13 protein-coding genes are annotated in these 16,165 nt (G+C 60.6%); 3 read left to right on the forward strand and 10 right to left on the reverse strand.

Translation table 11 applies throughout. The annotated features are described in order from the left end of the window. Window positions 1–244: 244 nt before the first annotated feature. Complete coding sequence (locus G6L01_RS01730) at window positions 245–1,909, reverse strand: response regulator (protein ID WP_070167562.1); 1,665 nt, start codon at window positions 1,907–1,909, stop codon at window positions 245–247. A gap of 362 nt (window positions 1,910–2,271) precedes the next feature. Between G6L01_RS01730 and mutL the strand changes: the two genes are divergently transcribed. Then, window positions 2,272–4,125 carry a DNA mismatch repair endonuclease MutL gene (gene mutL, locus G6L01_RS01735; RefSeq protein WP_070167862.1) on the forward strand — a complete coding sequence of 618 codons (1,854 nt, stop codon included), beginning with the start codon at window positions 2,272–2,274 and terminating at the stop codon, window positions 4,123–4,125. Window positions 4,126–4,241: 116 nt separating this feature from the next. Beyond that, window positions 4,242–4,472 (forward strand): DUF2093 domain-containing protein, encoded by a 231-nt coding sequence (locus G6L01_RS01740; RefSeq protein WP_015915055.1) that lies wholly within the window; start codon window positions 4,242–4,244, stop codon window positions 4,470–4,472. Between the two features lie 36 nt (window positions 4,473–4,508). Here the strand turns inward: G6L01_RS01740 and lpxK are convergent, their stop codons facing one another. From lpxK to G6L01_RS01770, 6 genes are all read right to left on the reverse strand, one after another. After that, window positions 4,509–5,546 (reverse strand): tetraacyldisaccharide 4'-kinase, encoded by a 1,038-nt coding sequence (lpxK, locus tag G6L01_RS01745; protein WP_070167563.1) that lies wholly within the window; start codon window positions 5,544–5,546, stop codon window positions 4,509–4,511. 10 nt (window positions 5,547–5,556) lie between these two features. After that, entirely contained in the window at window positions 5,557–6,297 is a 741-nt protein-coding gene (locus tag G6L01_RS01750) for an HAD family hydrolase (RefSeq protein ID WP_070167564.1), read from the reverse strand. Beyond that, a complete protein-coding gene (gene waaA, locus G6L01_RS01755; protein WP_070167565.1) occupies window positions 6,294–7,613 on the reverse strand; it encodes a lipid IV(A) 3-deoxy-D-manno-octulosonic acid transferase in 1,320 nt (439 codons plus the stop codon). The genes G6L01_RS01750 and waaA overlap by 4 nt, the downstream gene beginning before the upstream one ends. Window positions 7,614–7,779: 166 nt before the next feature. Next, window positions 7,780–8,016, reverse strand: coding sequence for a DUF4170 domain-containing protein (locus tag G6L01_RS01760; RefSeq protein WP_070167566.1), 237 nt, complete (start codon window positions 8,014–8,016; stop codon window positions 7,780–7,782). 113 nt (window positions 8,017–8,129) lie between these two features. Next, window positions 8,130–8,942 carry a 3'(2'),5'-bisphosphate nucleotidase CysQ gene (locus G6L01_RS01765; protein ID WP_070167567.1) on the reverse strand — a complete coding sequence of 271 codons (813 nt, stop codon included), beginning with the start codon at window positions 8,940–8,942 and terminating at the stop codon, window positions 8,130–8,132. A gap of 42 nt (window positions 8,943–8,984) precedes the next feature. Next, a complete protein-coding gene (locus tag G6L01_RS01770) occupies window positions 8,985–10,331 on the reverse strand; it encodes a TldD/PmbA family protein (protein WP_070167568.1) in 1,347 nt (448 codons plus the stop codon). Between the two features lie 212 nt (window positions 10,332–10,543). Between G6L01_RS01770 and G6L01_RS01775 the strand changes: the two genes are divergently transcribed. Continuing rightward, window positions 10,544–12,352 carry a monovalent cation:proton antiporter-2 (CPA2) family protein gene (locus tag G6L01_RS01775; RefSeq protein WP_070167569.1) on the forward strand — a complete coding sequence of 603 codons (1,809 nt, stop codon included), beginning with the start codon at window positions 10,544–10,546 and terminating at the stop codon, window positions 12,350–12,352. Window positions 12,353–12,400: 48 nt separating this feature from the next. On the opposite strand, the gene G6L01_RS01780 is transcribed toward G6L01_RS01775, so the two are convergent. The 3 genes from G6L01_RS01780 to G6L01_RS01790 form a co-directional block, all read right to left on the reverse strand. Further along, window positions 12,401–13,279, reverse strand: coding sequence for a patatin-like phospholipase family protein (locus G6L01_RS01780; RefSeq protein WP_070167570.1), 879 nt, complete (start codon window positions 13,277–13,279; stop codon window positions 12,401–12,403). Window positions 13,280–13,448: 169 nt separating this feature from the next. Further along, window positions 13,449–14,009 carry a 16S rRNA (guanine(966)-N(2))-methyltransferase RsmD gene (gene rsmD, locus G6L01_RS01785; RefSeq protein WP_070167571.1) on the reverse strand — a complete coding sequence of 187 codons (561 nt, stop codon included), beginning with the start codon at window positions 14,007–14,009 and terminating at the stop codon, window positions 13,449–13,451. Between the two features lie 6 nt (window positions 14,010–14,015). Further along, the gene (locus G6L01_RS01790) at window positions 14,016–16,124 is read right to left on the reverse strand and encodes a pseudouridine synthase (RefSeq protein ID WP_156584288.1); all 2,109 of its coding nucleotides are present in this window, start codon (window positions 16,122–16,124) and stop codon (window positions 14,016–14,018) included. Window positions 16,125–16,165: the final 41 nt, after the last annotated feature.

A 16,165-nucleotide genomic window follows, 5' to 3' on the forward strand; every position in this document is an offset into this window, starting at 1 on the left:
TTCATTTGTCGCTGACAAACGCACCTGCATGATGCCTTGAACCGGCTTGGGACATCAGGAATTATGCAAAAAGCATAGTGCGTTACAGATTCTTAGTGCGTTTTATAAAACGCACGGCGCTGTCCATGGTTTCCGGCACGATATAAACTGGGGCGAAAGCTGGATATTGGCTGTTTCTTTCCAGCGACCTCGTTTTTACGCGAGGCGATCTGTCAGGTTCGGAACCACCCGGCAGACCAAGCCATCACGCTGTTGCGTGACGGCTGGCTTGCAGATGTCGCTCCAGAAGTTGTTCGATCATGTCGGGGCTGAGCGGCTTGACGATGACATCATCCATGCCCGCGTCCAGGCATCGGCCCCGGTCATGGTCGAAGGCTGGTACCAGCACGCCGATAATGGCCGAGCGGGGATCTCCGGGCCGTTGCCTTTGCCGCATCAGGCGGCAGAGATCCATGCCATTGATATCCGGGAGCGAAATATCCATGAGTACGATGGGGGGACGTTCGGCCTGCCAGATCGCCAGGGCATCCGCACCGTTAACCGCCAGTTTGTAGCTGCGGCCAAGTCCTTCGAGGATTTGCGAAAACACGATCTGGTTGACTTCATTGTCTTCGACAACAAGGATGTCGACCGTCTTCTTTGGCGCGCGCACGATGCCTGCCGGATGAGGCCCTGTCTGCGCAGCTGTCGCTGCCCGTGGCTGAAAATGCTGGGTGAGGCGCGCGGCGACGCTGTCGCGGTCAGCAACGAGGGTTCGCGTCGTATCATCGAGTGCAAGCTGCTCCCGGCTGACGGACATGGCTCTGTCGGTAATGATCAGGTCAATGGACATGGTCATCGATCTGGCGAGCTCAATGACGGCGCGCAATTCATAGAGGCTGTGAACAATGCAGCGATCGCTTGCCTGTTGCGGCAGTACGCCAAGGGCATTGGCGACGAAAATCGGATCGCTGCTGGCAATCAACACACGTTGCCGCAGGCTGTCTTCTTGTGGAGGCTCGGTTGCTGGTTGCGGCTGTTTTTGCGGTGAAGATATCGGTAGGGCTGTGGGGCGCGCCTGGCCTGGTGCGTTTCTACTTTCCGCCCGGATCGTCGGGCGAAGCAGATGGGCGGCGCCGTCGACGCTTGCAAAGGTCACCACGCAAAAGCTGCGGTCGGTTTTGCCGATCCGATTGATATAAGCAGCCGGTGAGGCTTGCGACGAGCCGGGATCGGCAATTCGGATGAAGCGCTCGCGAATACCGACCTGCTGCTCAGCCTGCTGCAAGCTGGCGAGGAAGCGGCTTTCAAGCAGATCTGCAGCAGGGCGGCCCAGAATAGCGTCTTCACTTACCCCCATCATGGCAACGAACGCCTTGTTCATGCCAACGACGATATGCTGATGATCCCAGACCACGACCGGTTGCGGCAGGCTGTCGAGAATATCTTCTGTGACTTCGACCCGTTCCAGATCGGTGCGCCATTGTTCTTCGCGCTTTTTCTGTTCGGTAATATCGGAAATCGCGCAAATGCCAAAGCCATTGGCGAGCCGCCGGTTGAGCTGGCGCACTGTGCGCTTCTTCACGGTTCTGTCGAGTGTTTCGAACCGTTCGCGCCAATGGGCGGCAACCCGCTCGGCCAGCCACTCTTCTCTTGACGGTGGGGTGGGGGCCAGTATGGCGCGGATGCAATGATCGTAAATCGCGCCCAGGCAGTCACGCAGCCTGGTCCCTGCCTGCAGGTAGAATTCCGGAATTTCAAAGAAGTTCAGCAAGTGTGGGCTCGCATAGACGATAATATCATCGCTATCGACCACCAGAAGCGCGCTACCCTGCGCATCGCAGACGGCATCGAGAAGGCTGTGCTCCAGAACCAGGGCGCTTGCCCAGGTCCGGTCCGTTACCTGCCTGTCGCCCGGTTGCTTATGCATCTTCGCCTCCAAGGCGTTGCATCTCGTTCAAGATAAGCATCGGCCGCATTATCCTACCAACCATGTTTACTGCATGGCCAGCCGGATCGGAATCGACTCCCGGTAGAAACATGCAGCCAATAGAACTTTTTTGCGTTTTTGTTGTGCCTCGATGATACCAAACAGTGCAGGAGTGGGTCACGCCAACCGGAGCAGCGGGTTTTCTTCGGCGACCGCGATCAAAAACGATTAAAGTTGAATTAAGCCTATTGGTATTCGATTAATGCCCCCTTAATGACGGGGGCGAGAGGTCGGGAAAGATCGCGGTGAATTGCGCCCTTGCCGGGCTTTCTTCTTGGCCGACAATTGGCGACAATAAGCGTATGAGCATCAAACAGCTTTCGGAAACCTTGATCAACCAGATCGCCGCTGGCGAGGTGATCGAGCGCCCGGCCAGTGCCGCCAAGGAATTGATCGAAAACGCCATCGATGCCGGTGCAAGCCGCATCGAGATTGCCACCGCGGGTGGCGGCAAGGCGCTGCTGCGCATCACCGACAATGGGTGCGGCATGGATGGGCAGGATCTGGCGCTGGCGGTTCGCCGTCATTGCACCTCCAAGCTCAATGATTCGTTGATGGACATCAAGAGCCTCGGCTTTCGTGGTGAGGCGCTGCCCTCCATCGGCTCGGTGGCACGCCTGACCATTGCCAGCCGCAGAGCAGACAGCGCCAGTGCTTTCCAGATCGCGGTGGAAGGCGGCAAGGTTGGAGAGGTGCGCCCCGCACCCGGCAATCCCGGCACGGTGGTCGAGGTGCGCGACCTGTTTTTCGCCACGCCGGCCCGGCTGAAATTTCTGAAAACCGAAAGAGCCGAGGCCGCTGCGATTACCGAAATGGTCAAGCGCATGGCCATCGCCTTTCCGAAGATCCGCTTCGTCCTGTCCGGCTCCGACCGTTCGACCCTGGAACTGCCGTCGACCGGCGACGATCATCTCGCTCGAATTGCCCAGGTTCTCGGTCCCGATTTCCGGGATAATGCCATTGCGCTTGATGCCGAGCGCGAGGATGTGCATCTGGGCGGCTTTGCCGGTGTGCCGACCTTCAACCGTGGCAATTCAGCCCATCAATATGCCTTCGTCAATGGCCGTCCGGTGCAGGATAAGCTGATCCTGTCGGCCATTCGCGGCGCCTATGCCGAAACCGTGCCGCATGGCCGCTATCCGGTGGCGGTGCTGGCGCTGACGGTCGATCCGGCTCTGGTCGATGTCAATGTCCATCCGGCCAAGTCGGATGTTCGGTTTCGCGATCCAGGCCTGGTGCGCGGCCTGATCGTCGGGGCAATCCGCCAGGCCTTGACGCGCGAAGGCGACCGGTCATCGACGGCGGGAGCCGGTGCCATGCTGCGGGCCTTTCGCCCTGGTGCAAATGGTGGTTTTGCCGAAGGCGCGCAGGCGGCTGCGAACAATTCTTATTCGCCCGCCTATGGCGCACGACCGGCGCAGCCTTCAGCATGGAGCGTCGATACATCTCCCCATAGGCCGCTCGATGGTGGTCAGAACCGGTTTGACGGTCTGGCGATGCCAGCGGCCCGGGCGGATGGGCATGTTTCGCCCTCACAGATCTCCGAGCCGGTGGCGATGGCGATGGAAAGTGGCTCGTTTCGCCTCGGCGCGGCGCGGGCGCAGGTTCACGCCAATTACATCGTCGCCCAGACGCAGGACGGACTGGTGATCGTCGATCAACATGCCGCCCACGAGCGGCTGGTGTTTGAGGATATGCGCAAGGCGCTATCGGGGCGCAGATTGCCCAGCCAGGGCCTGCTCATTCCCGAGATCATCAGCCTGCCGGAAGAAGATTGCGACCGGCTGATGGATCACGCCGAGAACCTCGACAAGCTGGGCCTTGCAATCGAGCGGTTCGGGCCGGGAGCGATTGCGGTACGCGAGACGCCTGCCATGCTGGGTGAAGTGGATGTGCCGGGACTTGTCCGGCAATTGGCCGATGAGATTGCCGAATGGGAAACGGCAGGCAGCCTGTTTGCCCGGCTGGAACATGTGGCGGCTACCATGGCCTGCCACGGATCGGTGCGCTCCGGTCGGCTGCTGCGGGTCGAGGAAATGAATGCGCTGCTTCGAAAAATGGAGGAAACGCCAGGTTCCGGCCAATGCAATCACGGGCGCCCAACCTATATCGAACTGAAACTGTCGGATATCGAGCGGCTGTTCGGTCGCAGTTGACGGTTGATTGCAAAGACAGTTTGTGTGCATTTATAGACGGCATGCTACTGCCGGTTTGGTACGCAACGGCAAGCTGTACAAAACGACAAGAACAAGACGAGAGTTAGGACCACTCCATGAATCGCTTCGAAAGCCGTGGAAATCGCGAGGCCACGGTGAAATATCTGGATGCGGATTTCCAGATTACCTTTCCCGGCTCCTACGTGGTCTGCGCCATCACCGGCCGGCCGATCACCATTGATGAGCTGAAATACTGGAGCGTCGACCGCCAGGAAGCCTATGTTGATGCAGCGGCCTCGCTCGAAGCGGAAAAGCGCGCCGGCAACCTTCCGAACCAGAAGCGGTAAGCGGCCCGACCCGGTGCGCGGGCAATGCGGCTTGCGCTACCGAGATTTTTGAAAACGATCCCGCGCCCGGTCGATCATCCGCGCTGGCACAGCCGGATCATCGAAGATCATCTCGATCTCGATCACGGTGGATTTGGCCAGCAGTTCCTCTGCCCGGTCTTTTCCTGCGCCACCCCGACTTGAACCCCGTAGCCGGGCCTGGTCCTTGGCGGTCGTCACCAGCAGCAGGGCGTTGGCCTCAGCCTCTTCGATCAGCTCGGCAATTACCGAAGCGGACAAGGCCTGGTGATCGCCAAATCCTCTGGCAACGACGATGTCTGCACCCATTTCGCGCAGGGTGCGGTAGAATTTTTCCGGATCGGCAATGCCAGCATAGGCCAGCACCCGCTGACCCCTAAGGTTTGGGCCGGGCAGGGGATGAAGCTGCGCGGTCAATACCGGCTTGCCCATCCGTGCCGCTCGCCGCACCAGCGGAATGGCGGCGTCACCCTTGCCGACGACCAGCAGCATGTCCAGCTTTTGAAACTGGATTGCCAGCGGCGCCCGCAATGGCCCGGCGGGAAAGACGAAACCATTGCCGTCGCCTTTGTAACTGTCGGTCACCACCACGGCACAATCGATGCGGATCTGCGCGCTTTGAAATCCGTCGTCCATGATGATCAGGTCGATGCCTTGGCGTTCCAGTTCCCTGGCCCCGTCGCGCCGGCGCGATGCCACCACTGTCGGCGCCACCGAGGCCAGGAGCAGCGGCTCGTCACCGACATCATTGGCGGTGTAGTGGCCCGGATCGACCACTGTCGGGCGGCGGGCCGATCCGCCATAGCCACGGCTGAGAAAGCCGGGCTTCAGGCCCATGGCAATGGCGGCCTTGGCCAGCGCCAGAGCAGTCGGCGTCTTGCCAGCGCCGCCAAGCGTGACATTGCCGATACAGATCACCGGTACCGCGGGACCATAGGCTGACGACCCGCGCATACGCCGGGCGGCAATCCGGCCATAGAGGAAAGACAGTGGCCACAGCGCCAGGGCAGGCAAGCCAGTTTTTCTCCACCAAAAAGAGGGTGCATGCAGCTTCATCGGCTGCCCCTCAATCCAGGACCTGTTCAAGTTCGGTAATGTCATTCAGGCAAAAATCGCTGCCGGCTTCCAGCGTCAGGCGTGATCCGGTGCCGGTCAGCACGGCGATGGAAAGCCCGGCTCCGGCATTGCGGCCCATCAACAGGTCGTGATTATTGTCGCCGACGACAGCCACATGGGCGGGAGCAAGGCCTGTTGCCTGGCAAAAGCCATGCACCATGCCCGGCTCCGGCTTGCAGCCGAACCCGCTATCGTAACCGGCAATGAAATCCACATGCGGCTCAAGCCCGAACCGCTGGACGATGGCGCGGATCGAGCGTTCGTTGTCAGAGGAAGCGATGCCGATCTTCAGGCCGCGCTGTCGCAGCTTAGCAAACAGCGCGCCGAGATCGGTCACCGGCACGGAAAGCTCGGCGGCATTGGCGAAAATCGCATCCAGCGCTTCGGTGAGATAATCGGCATCGAAGGGGGAGCCCGCCTTGGCCAGGCCCTCGGCGATCTCGCGGGCATTGCCTGCTGCCAACAGACTGTCGGGAACCACATATCCGCTTTCGGGGTCCATGCCGCAGGCGCCGAGCAATTGATCGGCCAGCGTCTGGTCGCCATCGGCGGCCATCAGCGCCAGTTGCCGGTTCACCGGCGCCCAGCTGGCGTCGTAATCCAGCAAGGTGCCGTCTTTGTCGAACAGGATGCCGCGAATTTCAGCGGCCGATCGGGCAAGATTATCGGTCACAATGCCGCGTCCTGTCATTCGCCCGCTGCCGTTTTCGGTTCCAGGCGCGCCTTGACGGTCAAGGGATTGATATAGGGTTCCATCGCCTTGATGGTCGCCGTCAGCGCGCCGCGCATGTCCTGTACGGCTTCCATGCCGGAATCCGACATTTTATGGCGTGCCAGGTGGTTGTTCATCAGGAAATGCACGGCTTTCGCCAGGGTTTCGGCGTCGCGCACCACTCTGGCGGCGCCATGGCGCACCAGGCGCTGGTAGCTTTCGCGGAAATTTTCCACATGCGGGCCGCTCAGCACTGCGCAGCCCAGCACGGCAGGCTCCATCGGGTTGCCGCCGCCGCCATCCTTCATCATCGAGCGACCGACGAAGGCGATATCCGTCAGTCGCAGATAAAGGCCCATTTCGCCGATCGTATCGCCCAGAAACACATCGGTCTGTGGTGTGATCGGATCATTGCGGCTGCGGCGGGCAACCGTCAGCCCCTGTTCGATCATCATCGCCTCTATGGCATCGGCCCGTTCGGGATGGCGCGGAACAACGATGCTGAGCTGGCCCATATGGGCTTTCAGGGCGCGGTGGACCATGGCGGCGATCTTTTCCTCGCCCTCGGCAGTGGAAATAGCCGCCCAAGTCTTGCGATGGCCAATCTGCCGCTCATAGCTTGATAGAAGGCCGCTGTCGCAGGTTGGGGCGTCCGTGTCCACTTTGATATTGCCGGAGACGCTGACCGGCCAGGCGCCAAGATCGCGGAACCGTTCGGCATCGACATCCGATTGCGCCACGACCATGGCAAGCTTGGAAAACAGCGAGGACGCCACATTGGAATGGCGCTGCCAGCGGGCAAAGGAGCGATCGGAAATTCGGGCATTGACCAGGATCTGCGGGATCTGCCGGTCATGCAGATCTTGAAGCATGGTTGGCCAGATCTCCGATTCCACGCCGATCATCATGTCCGGCTGCCAATAATCCAGAAACCGTCGCACGGCGGGCAGGGCATCGATTGGCACATATTGGTGGATGACGCCGTCCTGAAGACGGTCGCTGGCAATCTGGGCTGAGGTGATCGTGCCAGTGGTCAGGAGAACATTAATCTCGCAGCGACGCAGCTCCCGCATCAGGGCTGTCACCGCCATCATCTCGCCGACGCTGGCGGCATGAACCCAGACCAGTGGACCGCGAGGCCGGTTGGCGGCGGCATAGCCGACCCGTTCCAGCCGCCGGGTGCGGTCTTCCTTGCCTTTGGCAGCGCGAATGGACAGGAAAAGGCCTGCACACGGAAAGGCGACGATCCCTGCCCAGCGATAGGCGGTCAGTGCGATGCGTGCCAATGCGCTCATCCTTCTCCAACCCTAAATACGCCAGAGGGTCATGGCCGCGAGGCCGTGATCCGTCGTCAAGCGTGTTTTTATCCGCAAACCCTCATGGTTCAAGGCGGCACCCAATGTCAGTCAAGTCTATGCTTCATCCGAAGCGCCATGGAAGATGACGCTTCGAGCCTCAATCTCATTGTTCGCCAGGGGTCAGCAGGCGATGCATATGCACAATGAAATACCGCATATGGGCGTTGTCGACTGTCTGCTGCGCTTTGCTTTTCCATGCGGAAAGTGCGGTTGCATAATCAGGGAAGATCCCGACGATGTCCAACTCTTCAAGGTTACGGAATTGAACCTCGGCCAGATTGCTCAACTCACCACCGAACACCAGATGTAGAAGCTGTTTCTTATCGCTTGTCTCGGTCATCTCATCTTTTCCATCATCATTGTCCCGCAGATGTCATCTGCTTGATTTTTACAGCAAGGTCAACCGCCGCCGCCCGACCTGCCATGCCGACACTGGGTTGTTCATCCTGCATTTTATCGGCCCTTGTCCGGTGTAGTCTCCGGCCCAGCCGAAAAGGCGGCCAGCAGTTCCGGCAGGACGGCGTTCGAGCCAGCCAGAAGGTGGCCATGGCGCACCTGCGGCCGGTTGTAGAGCAGCGGCTTGCCGTGGATGTCGGTCAGCGCCCCGCCGGCCCGTTCAAGAACCAGATCGGCCGCAGCCAGGTCCCAGTCATGGGAGTTTTTCATCACCAGTGTCGCATCGATCCGCCCGTCCGCCACCAGCGCCAGCCGATAGGCGAGCGAAGGAATATGGGCGACCCGTTCCAGCCGCTCACGCACGCCGTCCCGAAAGGCCTTGAGCAATTCGGCAGGCGTCGCCACCCGCAGACTTTGGTGGGGCAGGCGGTCAGCGACCGTGATCGCTTTGCCATTCAAACTTGCCTCGCCCTCGGCGGTCGCCAGAAAGGTTTCGCCAAGCGCAGGGGCGACCAAGGCGGCGGCCACTGGTCGGCCACGATGCACGACCGCGACGGACACACACCAGGTTTTTTCCTTGGCCAGAAAGGCGCGTGTGCCATCGATCGGGTCGATGACGAAGACGCTGTCGCGGCTCAGGCGGCTTTCATCGTCGTCATTTTCCTCCGAAAGCCAGCCATAGGAGGGGCGTGCGCCGCGCAGGAGTTTTTCCAGCAGGCTGTTGGCGGCATAGTCTGCTGCGCTGACCGGTGATTGGCCCTCGTTTTTCCACCAGACATCAGGATCGGCCCCGAAATAGGTCAGCGCCACCTCGCCAGCCTGTCTAGCTGCCTCGGCAATGAGGTCGAGATCGGCTTGAAGATCCGGCATTTGGCTTGTGCTGCTCACCCTTTACGGTCCTTGTCGATGTGGTTATTTCCCTGCAATCGTCAGGCCTTCGATGGCAAGGGTCGGAGCCGCGACGCCGAATTTGCGGTCGATGTCATTGGCTGGCGTCATCGCCATGAACATGTGCTTCAGGTTGGAAGCAATCGTCACTTCCGACACCGGATAGGTCAGTTCGCCATTCTCGATCCAGAAACCGGAGGCTCCTCGGCTGTAATCGCCGGTGATCATGTCAACCCCATGGCCGATCATGTCAGTAATGTAAAATCCACTGGAAATACCTGATATCAGCGCCTCCGGCGTGATGTCGCCCGGCTCCAGCGCCAGATTGGAGGAGGAGGGCGAGACGGACGTGCCGCCGCGCGCGCCGCGCCCATTGGTTTTCAAGCCCAGTTCGCGCGCCGCCGACGTCGACAGGAACCAATGGCGCAAAACGCCGTCCTCGATCATCGTCATGGGCTTGCCCATGACCCCTTCGCCATCGAAGGGACGCGAGGACGAGCCACGCACCCGGGTCGGATCGTCGGTGATATCAAGACCGGATTTCAGAACCTGCTGGCCCATCCGGTCGCGCAGGAAAGAGGTCTTGCGGGCCACCGCAGCGCCATTGATGGCGCCGGCGATATGGCCGACAAAGCCGCGTGCGACGCGCGGATCGAGCACGACTGTCAGGTTCTTGGCGGTGTCGGCCTTGCGCGGGTTGATCCGGCGCACCGTGCGCTCGCCTGCGCGCCTGCCAATCTCTTCTGGACTGTCCAGCTCGCCGAAATAGAGGCGGCTGTCATAATCGTGGTCGCGCTCCATCGACGTGCCTTCGCCAGCGATCACCCCGGTCGAGCGGGAAAAGCGCGAGGCCTGATAGTGGCCGGAAAAACCGTGCGAGGTAACGAGAACCAATCCGCCCATGCCCGCCGATGCACTGGCTCCCAGCGAATTGCTGACGCCTTTGACGGCAAGAGCCGCCTCTTCCATGGCAAGGGCCGCGTCGCGCAGCGCATCGCTCGACACTTCGGTTGGGTCGTAAAGTTGCAGATCCGGATAGGTTCGGGCCAGATCCTCTTCATCGGCAAGGCCGGTATAGGGATCTTCCGGCGAAACCCTCGCCATGGCAACGGCGCGTTCGGCCAGCGCCGTCAGGTCGAAGCCCGGATTGGCCGAGACGGACGCGACGCGGTTACCGATAAACACCCGTAGCGAAAAATCGTCGCTTTCCGAGGATTCGGTCTGTTCGACCTTGCCCAGCCGCACGCTGACCGAATGGGCGCGGGAGCGCACCACGACGGCGTCAGCCCGCTCGGCTCCGGCCTTGCGGGCCAGATCGACCAGTTGGTGGGCGCGCGACAAAAGATGTTCGGGAGAATTTTCAGATGACATGGCTTGGCCTTTCTCGTCACCTCCATTTACTGCATAATTCCGTAAACCGGAATCGTTTTGAGGAGAAAATTATGCAGCAGGGATAAAGTGCTATAGCGACCTGTTTGCACTCGATAGGGTGCGATGAGGTCGCTATAGTTTGCATTCCCTTCCGCATCAAGGGCAGATCAGTCGAACCCTGCTCTGGAAGGCTTGCACCGGAAAGGCTGAGCATGAGCACTGCACCCACCCTGTTGTTTACCGAGGCTCTCGTGCTGTTGGGCGGCGCCGTGGTCGCCGCACCGATTTTCCGCAAGCTCGGCCTTGGCACGGTGCTCGGCTATCTGGCGGCAGGCGCCGTCATCGGTCCTGTCGCGCATGTCATCACCGGGGCGGAGGAAATCCTCTCGGTTGCTGAGCTTGGCATCGTCTTTCTGCTGTTCGTCATCGGGCTGGAGTTGAAACCCTCGACCCTATGGAAAATGCGCGCCGATATTTTCGGTCTGGGAACTGCCCAGGTGATGCTGGGTGGGGCATTGCTGACAGGGGTGGCGCTGGCCTTTGACCTTCTTGACTGGCGCGGTGCGGTGGTCGCCGGTTTTGGCCTGTCGCTATCCTCTACGGCTTTTGCCTTGCAGATCCTCAATGATCGCAGTGACCTGAATAGCCAATACGGCCAGCGCACCTTTTCCGTCCTGCTCTTCCAGGACCTCGCGATCGTGCCGTTGCTGGCGTTGATTTCCATTCTCGGTGCTCAGGCCGCGCCTGCGCCAGGGTCGCTGTGGATCGATATCGGCGTTGCCGTCACCGCAACGCTGGCGATGATCCTGGCCGGGCGTTATTTGCTCAATCCGCTGTTTCAGGTGATGGCCCGTACCGGTGCCCGCGAGGTGATGATTGCCGCCGCCCTGTTCATCGTGCTCGGATCGGCCATGCTGATGCAGGCGGTCGGCCTTTCCATGGCCATGGGTGCCTTTCTGGCCGGTGTCATGCTGGCCGAATCCTCCTATCGTCATGAATTGGAAGCCGATATCGAGCCGTTTCGCGGCATTCTCCAAGCACTGTTTTTCATGGCGGTGGGTCTGTCCGTCCAGTTCAACGTGATTTTTGCCAATCTCTGGCTTTTGGCTGTCGCCGTGCCGGTGGTGATGTTGATCAAGGCGATCAGCATTTATGCTCTGTGCCGGCTGGCCGGGTCCCGCCATGATGACGCCATTCGCATTGCCGCAATCCTGCCGCAGGGCGGCGAATTCGGTTTCGTGCTGTTTACCACCGCTGTTTCGGCTGGGGTGTTTTCCAGCGCCACCTCGTCGCTGCTGATTTCCATAGTCACACTGACCATGGCGCTGACGCCGGTGGTCGCGGCGCTCTCCACCCGGCTTCTGTCACGCGATCAGCATGAAGAGCTCGACGAGGATTTTGACGGCGCCGGTTCGGATGTGTTGATGATCGGCTTTTCGCGTTTTGGCCAGATCGCCGCCCAGGTGCTGCTGGCCAGTGGCCGGGACGTGACAATTATTGACGATTCCGCCGACCGTATTCGCCAGGCTGCCTCCTTCGGGTTCCGTATTTATTTCGGCGATGGCACACGGCTGGACATGTTGAGAGCCGCTGGCATCGAAAAGGCCAAGGTGGTGGCGGTCTGCACCCAGAAGCGTGACGTGACCGACCGGATCGTCGACCTGGTCGCCTCCGAATTTCCCCAGGCGCGGCTGTTCGTGCGCTCCTATGATCGTGTTCACAGCCTGTCGCTTCGGGCCCGCAATGTCGAATATGAACTGCGCGAAACGGTGGAATCAGGCTTGAAATTTGGTCGCAAGACCATTGAGGCGCTGGGTGTCGATGAGGACATGGCCGAAGCCATCGAGGCCGATATCCGCCGCCGGGACGATGAGCGCCTGCGCATTCAGGCGGTAGAGGGCATCAAAGGCGGCGCCCATATGCTGTATAACCGGCCTGTCCAGCCGGAACCGCTGATCAAACCCAAGCGGGGACATGAGGCGGAGAAAGATCAGGAAAAAGACAGGGATGCTGTTGCTTAGAGTTTGCCGTGGGAAAAGTGGAAACCTCTTTTCCCGAAAAGACAAACTCTAGCGCTTAGCGAGAAGCGCAAATTGCGCCTCCAGTGCCCGCTTGACCTCGTCTTTGACAGGGGCGGATACCTCGAAGATCTGCTTTGCCTTCATGAAATCCATCACGCCGAACCCATTGACCGGCGGGCGCAGGAAAATGGCCGGGGGGCCGAGCTTGAGTTTGAGAGCCAGATGCGATTGCATCATCAGTTGAGAGGCGCCGAACAGGCTGTCGATGCGGTTTGGCACATCGTCCACTCCGACCGGGCCGCCGACGATGTCGATGCCGATGACGATATCGGCAAGGCCCATCAGATGTTCATAGGGCACGGGATTGAAGATGCCGCCATCGATCATCAGCCGCCCGTTCAGCATGACAGGCATGAACAGGGCGGGAATGGCAGCGGAAGCCGCCAGGGCCTGATAGAGATCGCCGTCTTCGCTGACCTGCTCGCAATGGCCGTAATAATCGGTGGAGATCACTTTCAGCGGAATGCCAAGGCCGGAAAAATCATCGGGAATGCGGGATGGCAAGAAGGCGCGCAGAATACGCTCCAGATTGAACTGTCCGAGCCGGAACCCGCCAATGGCATGGCGCATGGTCGGCGGGCGCAGGCCCCAGATCCGCTTGAAGACTTCATTGCGCTTGCCAACGGTTTCCAGCGCATGGTCACGCATTTCGGCTGCCGACATGCCCGCAGCCTTGCCAGCCCCGATAATGGCACCGATGGAGGAACCGGCAATCGCCACAGGCTCGATCCCCATTTCCTCAAGGGCTTCCAGCACATGAATATGGGCAAGGCCCCGCGCGCCGCCAGCCCCCAGCGCCACGGCAACCGTGGGCGTGCTGGGTCCTACCTCAACGAGGGATTTATGGGATTGGACATCCTGCGGCATGATTTCAAACGGACCTTTTGGAGCATGTCCAACAAAAGCATCGATTGGCTTTCCGTCAGATATGCAAGAAAAATGCGAGAAAGCAGCCCGAAGCGTCCTGTGAAAACGGAGACTGCTTTTCTCTGACAAACTCTATATCGCAGCGGATTTAAGAAATCGCGCTGCCGTTTCAACCCGGTCTATAGGCAAAGAATGAAATTCTTGTATCGCCGAAGATCCGCTCTTCCAGCAGAGTGAAGGCTTCGGGCGCCTGGACCAGAACATCGGCGCGCTCTTCGAGCAGCGCCAAGGCGCCGGGCACCAGCCAGCCGCCCTTGTCGGCAGCGGCAAAGGCCTTTTCGCCCAATCCCTTGCCATAGGGCGGATCGGCAAACAGCAGATGGAAAGGTTCCATCGTGCTGACCGAACCGAGGTCGGTGGCATCGCGGCGCAGGATCTTGGCGCGGCCATGCAGGCCAAGATTGTCGATATTTTCCCACAGCAGGCCACGGCCCTCGACGCTGTTTTCGACAAACAGTGCCGAACGGCAACCGCGCGACAGGGCTTCCAGCCCGATGGCACCGGTGCCGGCAAACAGATCGAGAACCCGCGTGCCATCAAGACATTCGGGATGGGCGTGCATCAGGATGTTGAACAGGCTTTCGCGTGTCCGGTCGATAGTCGGCCGGATGGCGTCGGTCTTGGGCGTGGCAAGGCTACGCCCCCGAAATTCTCCACCAACAATCCGCATGTCGGCTTACCTCTTGCCTTTGGGGCCAGAGGAAGGGCCACGCGATGGGCCACGCCCTGCATCTGATCTGGTAGAGCCGGGTCTGGCAGAACCAGGCTTCCCGCCCGGCTTGCCACCAAAGCCCGGCTTACCACCAAAGGCAGGCTTTCCACCGGAAGACGGCTTGCCGCCGAACGAGGACTTGCCCGCCGGTTTTCCACCAAAGGATGGCTTGTCGCCGGAAGCGGACCGGGATTTTGGTCGTCCGTCATAAGGCCGGTCGCCGGTTGGCCGCTCGGCTCTTTCTCCGGTGGGGCGGCCGGAATAGGGGCGATCACCACGAGCCGGAGCCTCGCTGCGAGCGGGTCTTTCACTTCGGTCCGGGCGATCTCCGCGTGCGGGCCACTGGCCCCGAGACGGACGGTCACTGGGCGCTGCACGCTCGCCACGTGCTGGCCGATCACCATATGCAGGTTTGTCACCATATGAAGGCCGGGGACCACGATCTGCACCATCCCGCTTGGCACCGAAATCCCGCTTGCCGCCAAAGCCTTCTCCAGCGCGTCCACCACGTCCGGCTGGTTTGCTGTCGGGGCCTTCGGCGCGAATCCATTCGCCTTCGGCATCACGGGCGCGGCTGACCTTGACGCGCAAATCAGGATCGTCGCTACCGGCATACTGTCCACGATCCGGGTCGTGACGCGAAAGGCTCTTGGTTGGCGCACCATCCATGGTGCGGCCATAACGCTTGGTCTGCGGCGCGCCATCCGGGCGCGACCGCGATCCGCTTTTGCGAGCGTCGTCACTTGCCGCCTTCTTTTCAGACACGGGACGTGCGCCCGGCGCCATCCAGACATTGGCGGTGCGGCTCTGGCCAAGCGGCATGCGCTTTGGCTTGCCATCGCGGCTGGCATCGTCGCCGTCACGACCGGCAGCAGGTTTTCCCTTGAAGCCAGGCTTGCTGCCAAATCCGGGTTTGCTGCCAAAGGCAGGTTTTGCACCGTCGCGGCGAGTATCGAGCCGACTGAGTGCCTTTTCGCGGGCGTCCTCACGGTTGTCGAAGCCGCGTGGCTTGGGTGCCCGTGTTTCCTTCTTCCAATTGCCTTCCTCGGCTTTTGCCTTGGCTTTTGGCGCAGGCGCATCCTCTTCCTCGGCGGGTGCGTTGGAATAGAGTGGCGCGTCGAAATTGGCCTTGGATTCCTCGATCAGGCGCGGACCGAGCTGGTCGCGCAACATGCGGCCCCGCACTTCCTGCACCTGGGATTCCGGCAGGTCGCCCAACTGGAACGGACCGTAGGAAATGCGAATCAGCCGGTTGACCTCAAGGCCAAGCGCGCCAAGCACATTCTTGATTTCCCGGTTCTTGCCTTCGCGCAAGCCCATGGTGATCCAGACGTTATGGCCCTGGCTGCGGTCCAGAACCGCGTCGATGGCACCGTAGAGCACGCCGTCAACGGCGATGCCGTCCTTCAGCGTGTCCAGCTTGGCCTGGTCGATTTCGCCATAGGCGCGCACGCGGTAGCGGCGCAGCCAGCCGGTGGTCGGCAGTTCCAGAACCCGCGCCAAGCCGCCATCATTGGTCAAGAGCAGCAGGCCCTCGGTGTTGATGTCGAGCCGGCCAATCGACATCACCCGCGGCAATTCCTCCGGCAGGTTGTCGAAGACGGTCGGGCGGCCTTCCGGGTCGGAATTGGTGGTCACCAGGCCGGATGGCTTATGATAGAGCCAGAGCCGGGTGCGCTCGATGCCGCGAATGGGCTCGCCATCCACTTCGATCCGGTCGGCCAGCGTGGCGTTCAGCACCGGGCTGTCCAGCACCTTGCCATTGACGGCCACACGGCCTTCCATGATCATGCGTTCCACGTCACGGCGCGAAGCGATACCGGCGCGCGCCAGCAGCTTGGAAATCCGCTCCGGCTTCAGAGTGTCCTCGCTGCCAGTCTTGGCAGCAGGTGTTGCGCTTTTGCGCGGTGCCGCATCCGATTTGGCACGCGGTGCCGCATCGGACTTTTCGCCAAAGTTTTTCTGGGCACCAAAGCTTTTTGGGCCAGATTTGCCGGGTTTGTCGGCAGATGTCTTGAAGGGGCGGCCTGCGGGTTTGCTGCCCGGCCGCTTGAACTTTTCTTTATCGGTCATTTTTTGCTTGCCTGTCGTTTGCTGTGTCCTATCAGTTCGCG

Origin of the sequence: Agrobacterium vitis (assembly GCF_013337045.2) — a bacterium.
Lineage (GTDB): Bacteria > Pseudomonadota > Alphaproteobacteria > Rhizobiales > Rhizobiaceae > Allorhizobium > Allorhizobium vitis_B.

What these genes read in the sequence shown, in the direction of transcription:
- G6L01_RS01730 (WP_070167562.1), bottom strand. Translation starts at nt 1,909, where the DNA reads ATGCATAAGCAACCGGGCGACAGGCAGGTAACGGACCGGACCTGGGCA.
- mutL (WP_070167862.1), top strand. Translation starts at nt 2,272, where the DNA reads ATGAGCATCAAACAGCTTTCGGAAACCTTGATCAACCAGATCGCCGCT.
- G6L01_RS01740 (WP_015915055.1), top strand. Translation starts at nt 4,242, where the DNA reads ATGAATCGCTTCGAAAGCCGTGGAAATCGCGAGGCCACGGTGAAATAT.
- lpxK (WP_070167563.1), bottom strand. Translation starts at nt 5,546, where the DNA reads ATGAAGCTGCATGCACCCTCTTTTTGGTGGAGAAAAACTGGCTTGCCT.
- G6L01_RS01750 (WP_070167564.1), bottom strand. Translation starts at nt 6,297, where the DNA reads ATGACAGGACGCGGCATTGTGACCGATAATCTTGCCCGATCGGCCGCT.
- waaA (WP_070167565.1), bottom strand. Translation starts at nt 7,613, where the DNA reads ATGAGCGCATTGGCACGCATCGCACTGACCGCCTATCGCTGGGCAGGG.
- G6L01_RS01760 (WP_070167566.1), bottom strand. Translation starts at nt 8,016, where the DNA reads ATGACCGAGACAAGCGATAAGAAACAGCTTCTACATCTGGTGTTCGGT.
- G6L01_RS01765 (WP_070167567.1), bottom strand. Translation starts at nt 8,942, where the DNA reads ATGCCGGATCTTCAAGCCGATCTCGACCTCATTGCCGAGGCAGCTAGA.
- G6L01_RS01770 (WP_070167568.1), bottom strand. Translation starts at nt 10,331, where the DNA reads ATGTCATCTGAAAATTCTCCCGAACATCTTTTGTCGCGCGCCCACCAA.
- G6L01_RS01775 (WP_070167569.1), top strand. Translation starts at nt 10,544, where the DNA reads ATGAGCACTGCACCCACCCTGTTGTTTACCGAGGCTCTCGTGCTGTTG.
- G6L01_RS01780 (WP_070167570.1), bottom strand. Translation starts at nt 13,279, where the DNA reads ATGCCGCAGGATGTCCAATCCCATAAATCCCTCGTTGAGGTAGGACCC.
- rsmD (WP_070167571.1), bottom strand. Translation starts at nt 14,009, where the DNA reads ATGCGGATTGTTGGTGGAGAATTTCGGGGGCGTAGCCTTGCCACGCCC.
- G6L01_RS01790 (WP_156584288.1), bottom strand. Translation starts at nt 16,124, where the DNA reads ATGACCGATAAAGAAAAGTTCAAGCGGCCGGGCAGCAAACCCGCAGGC.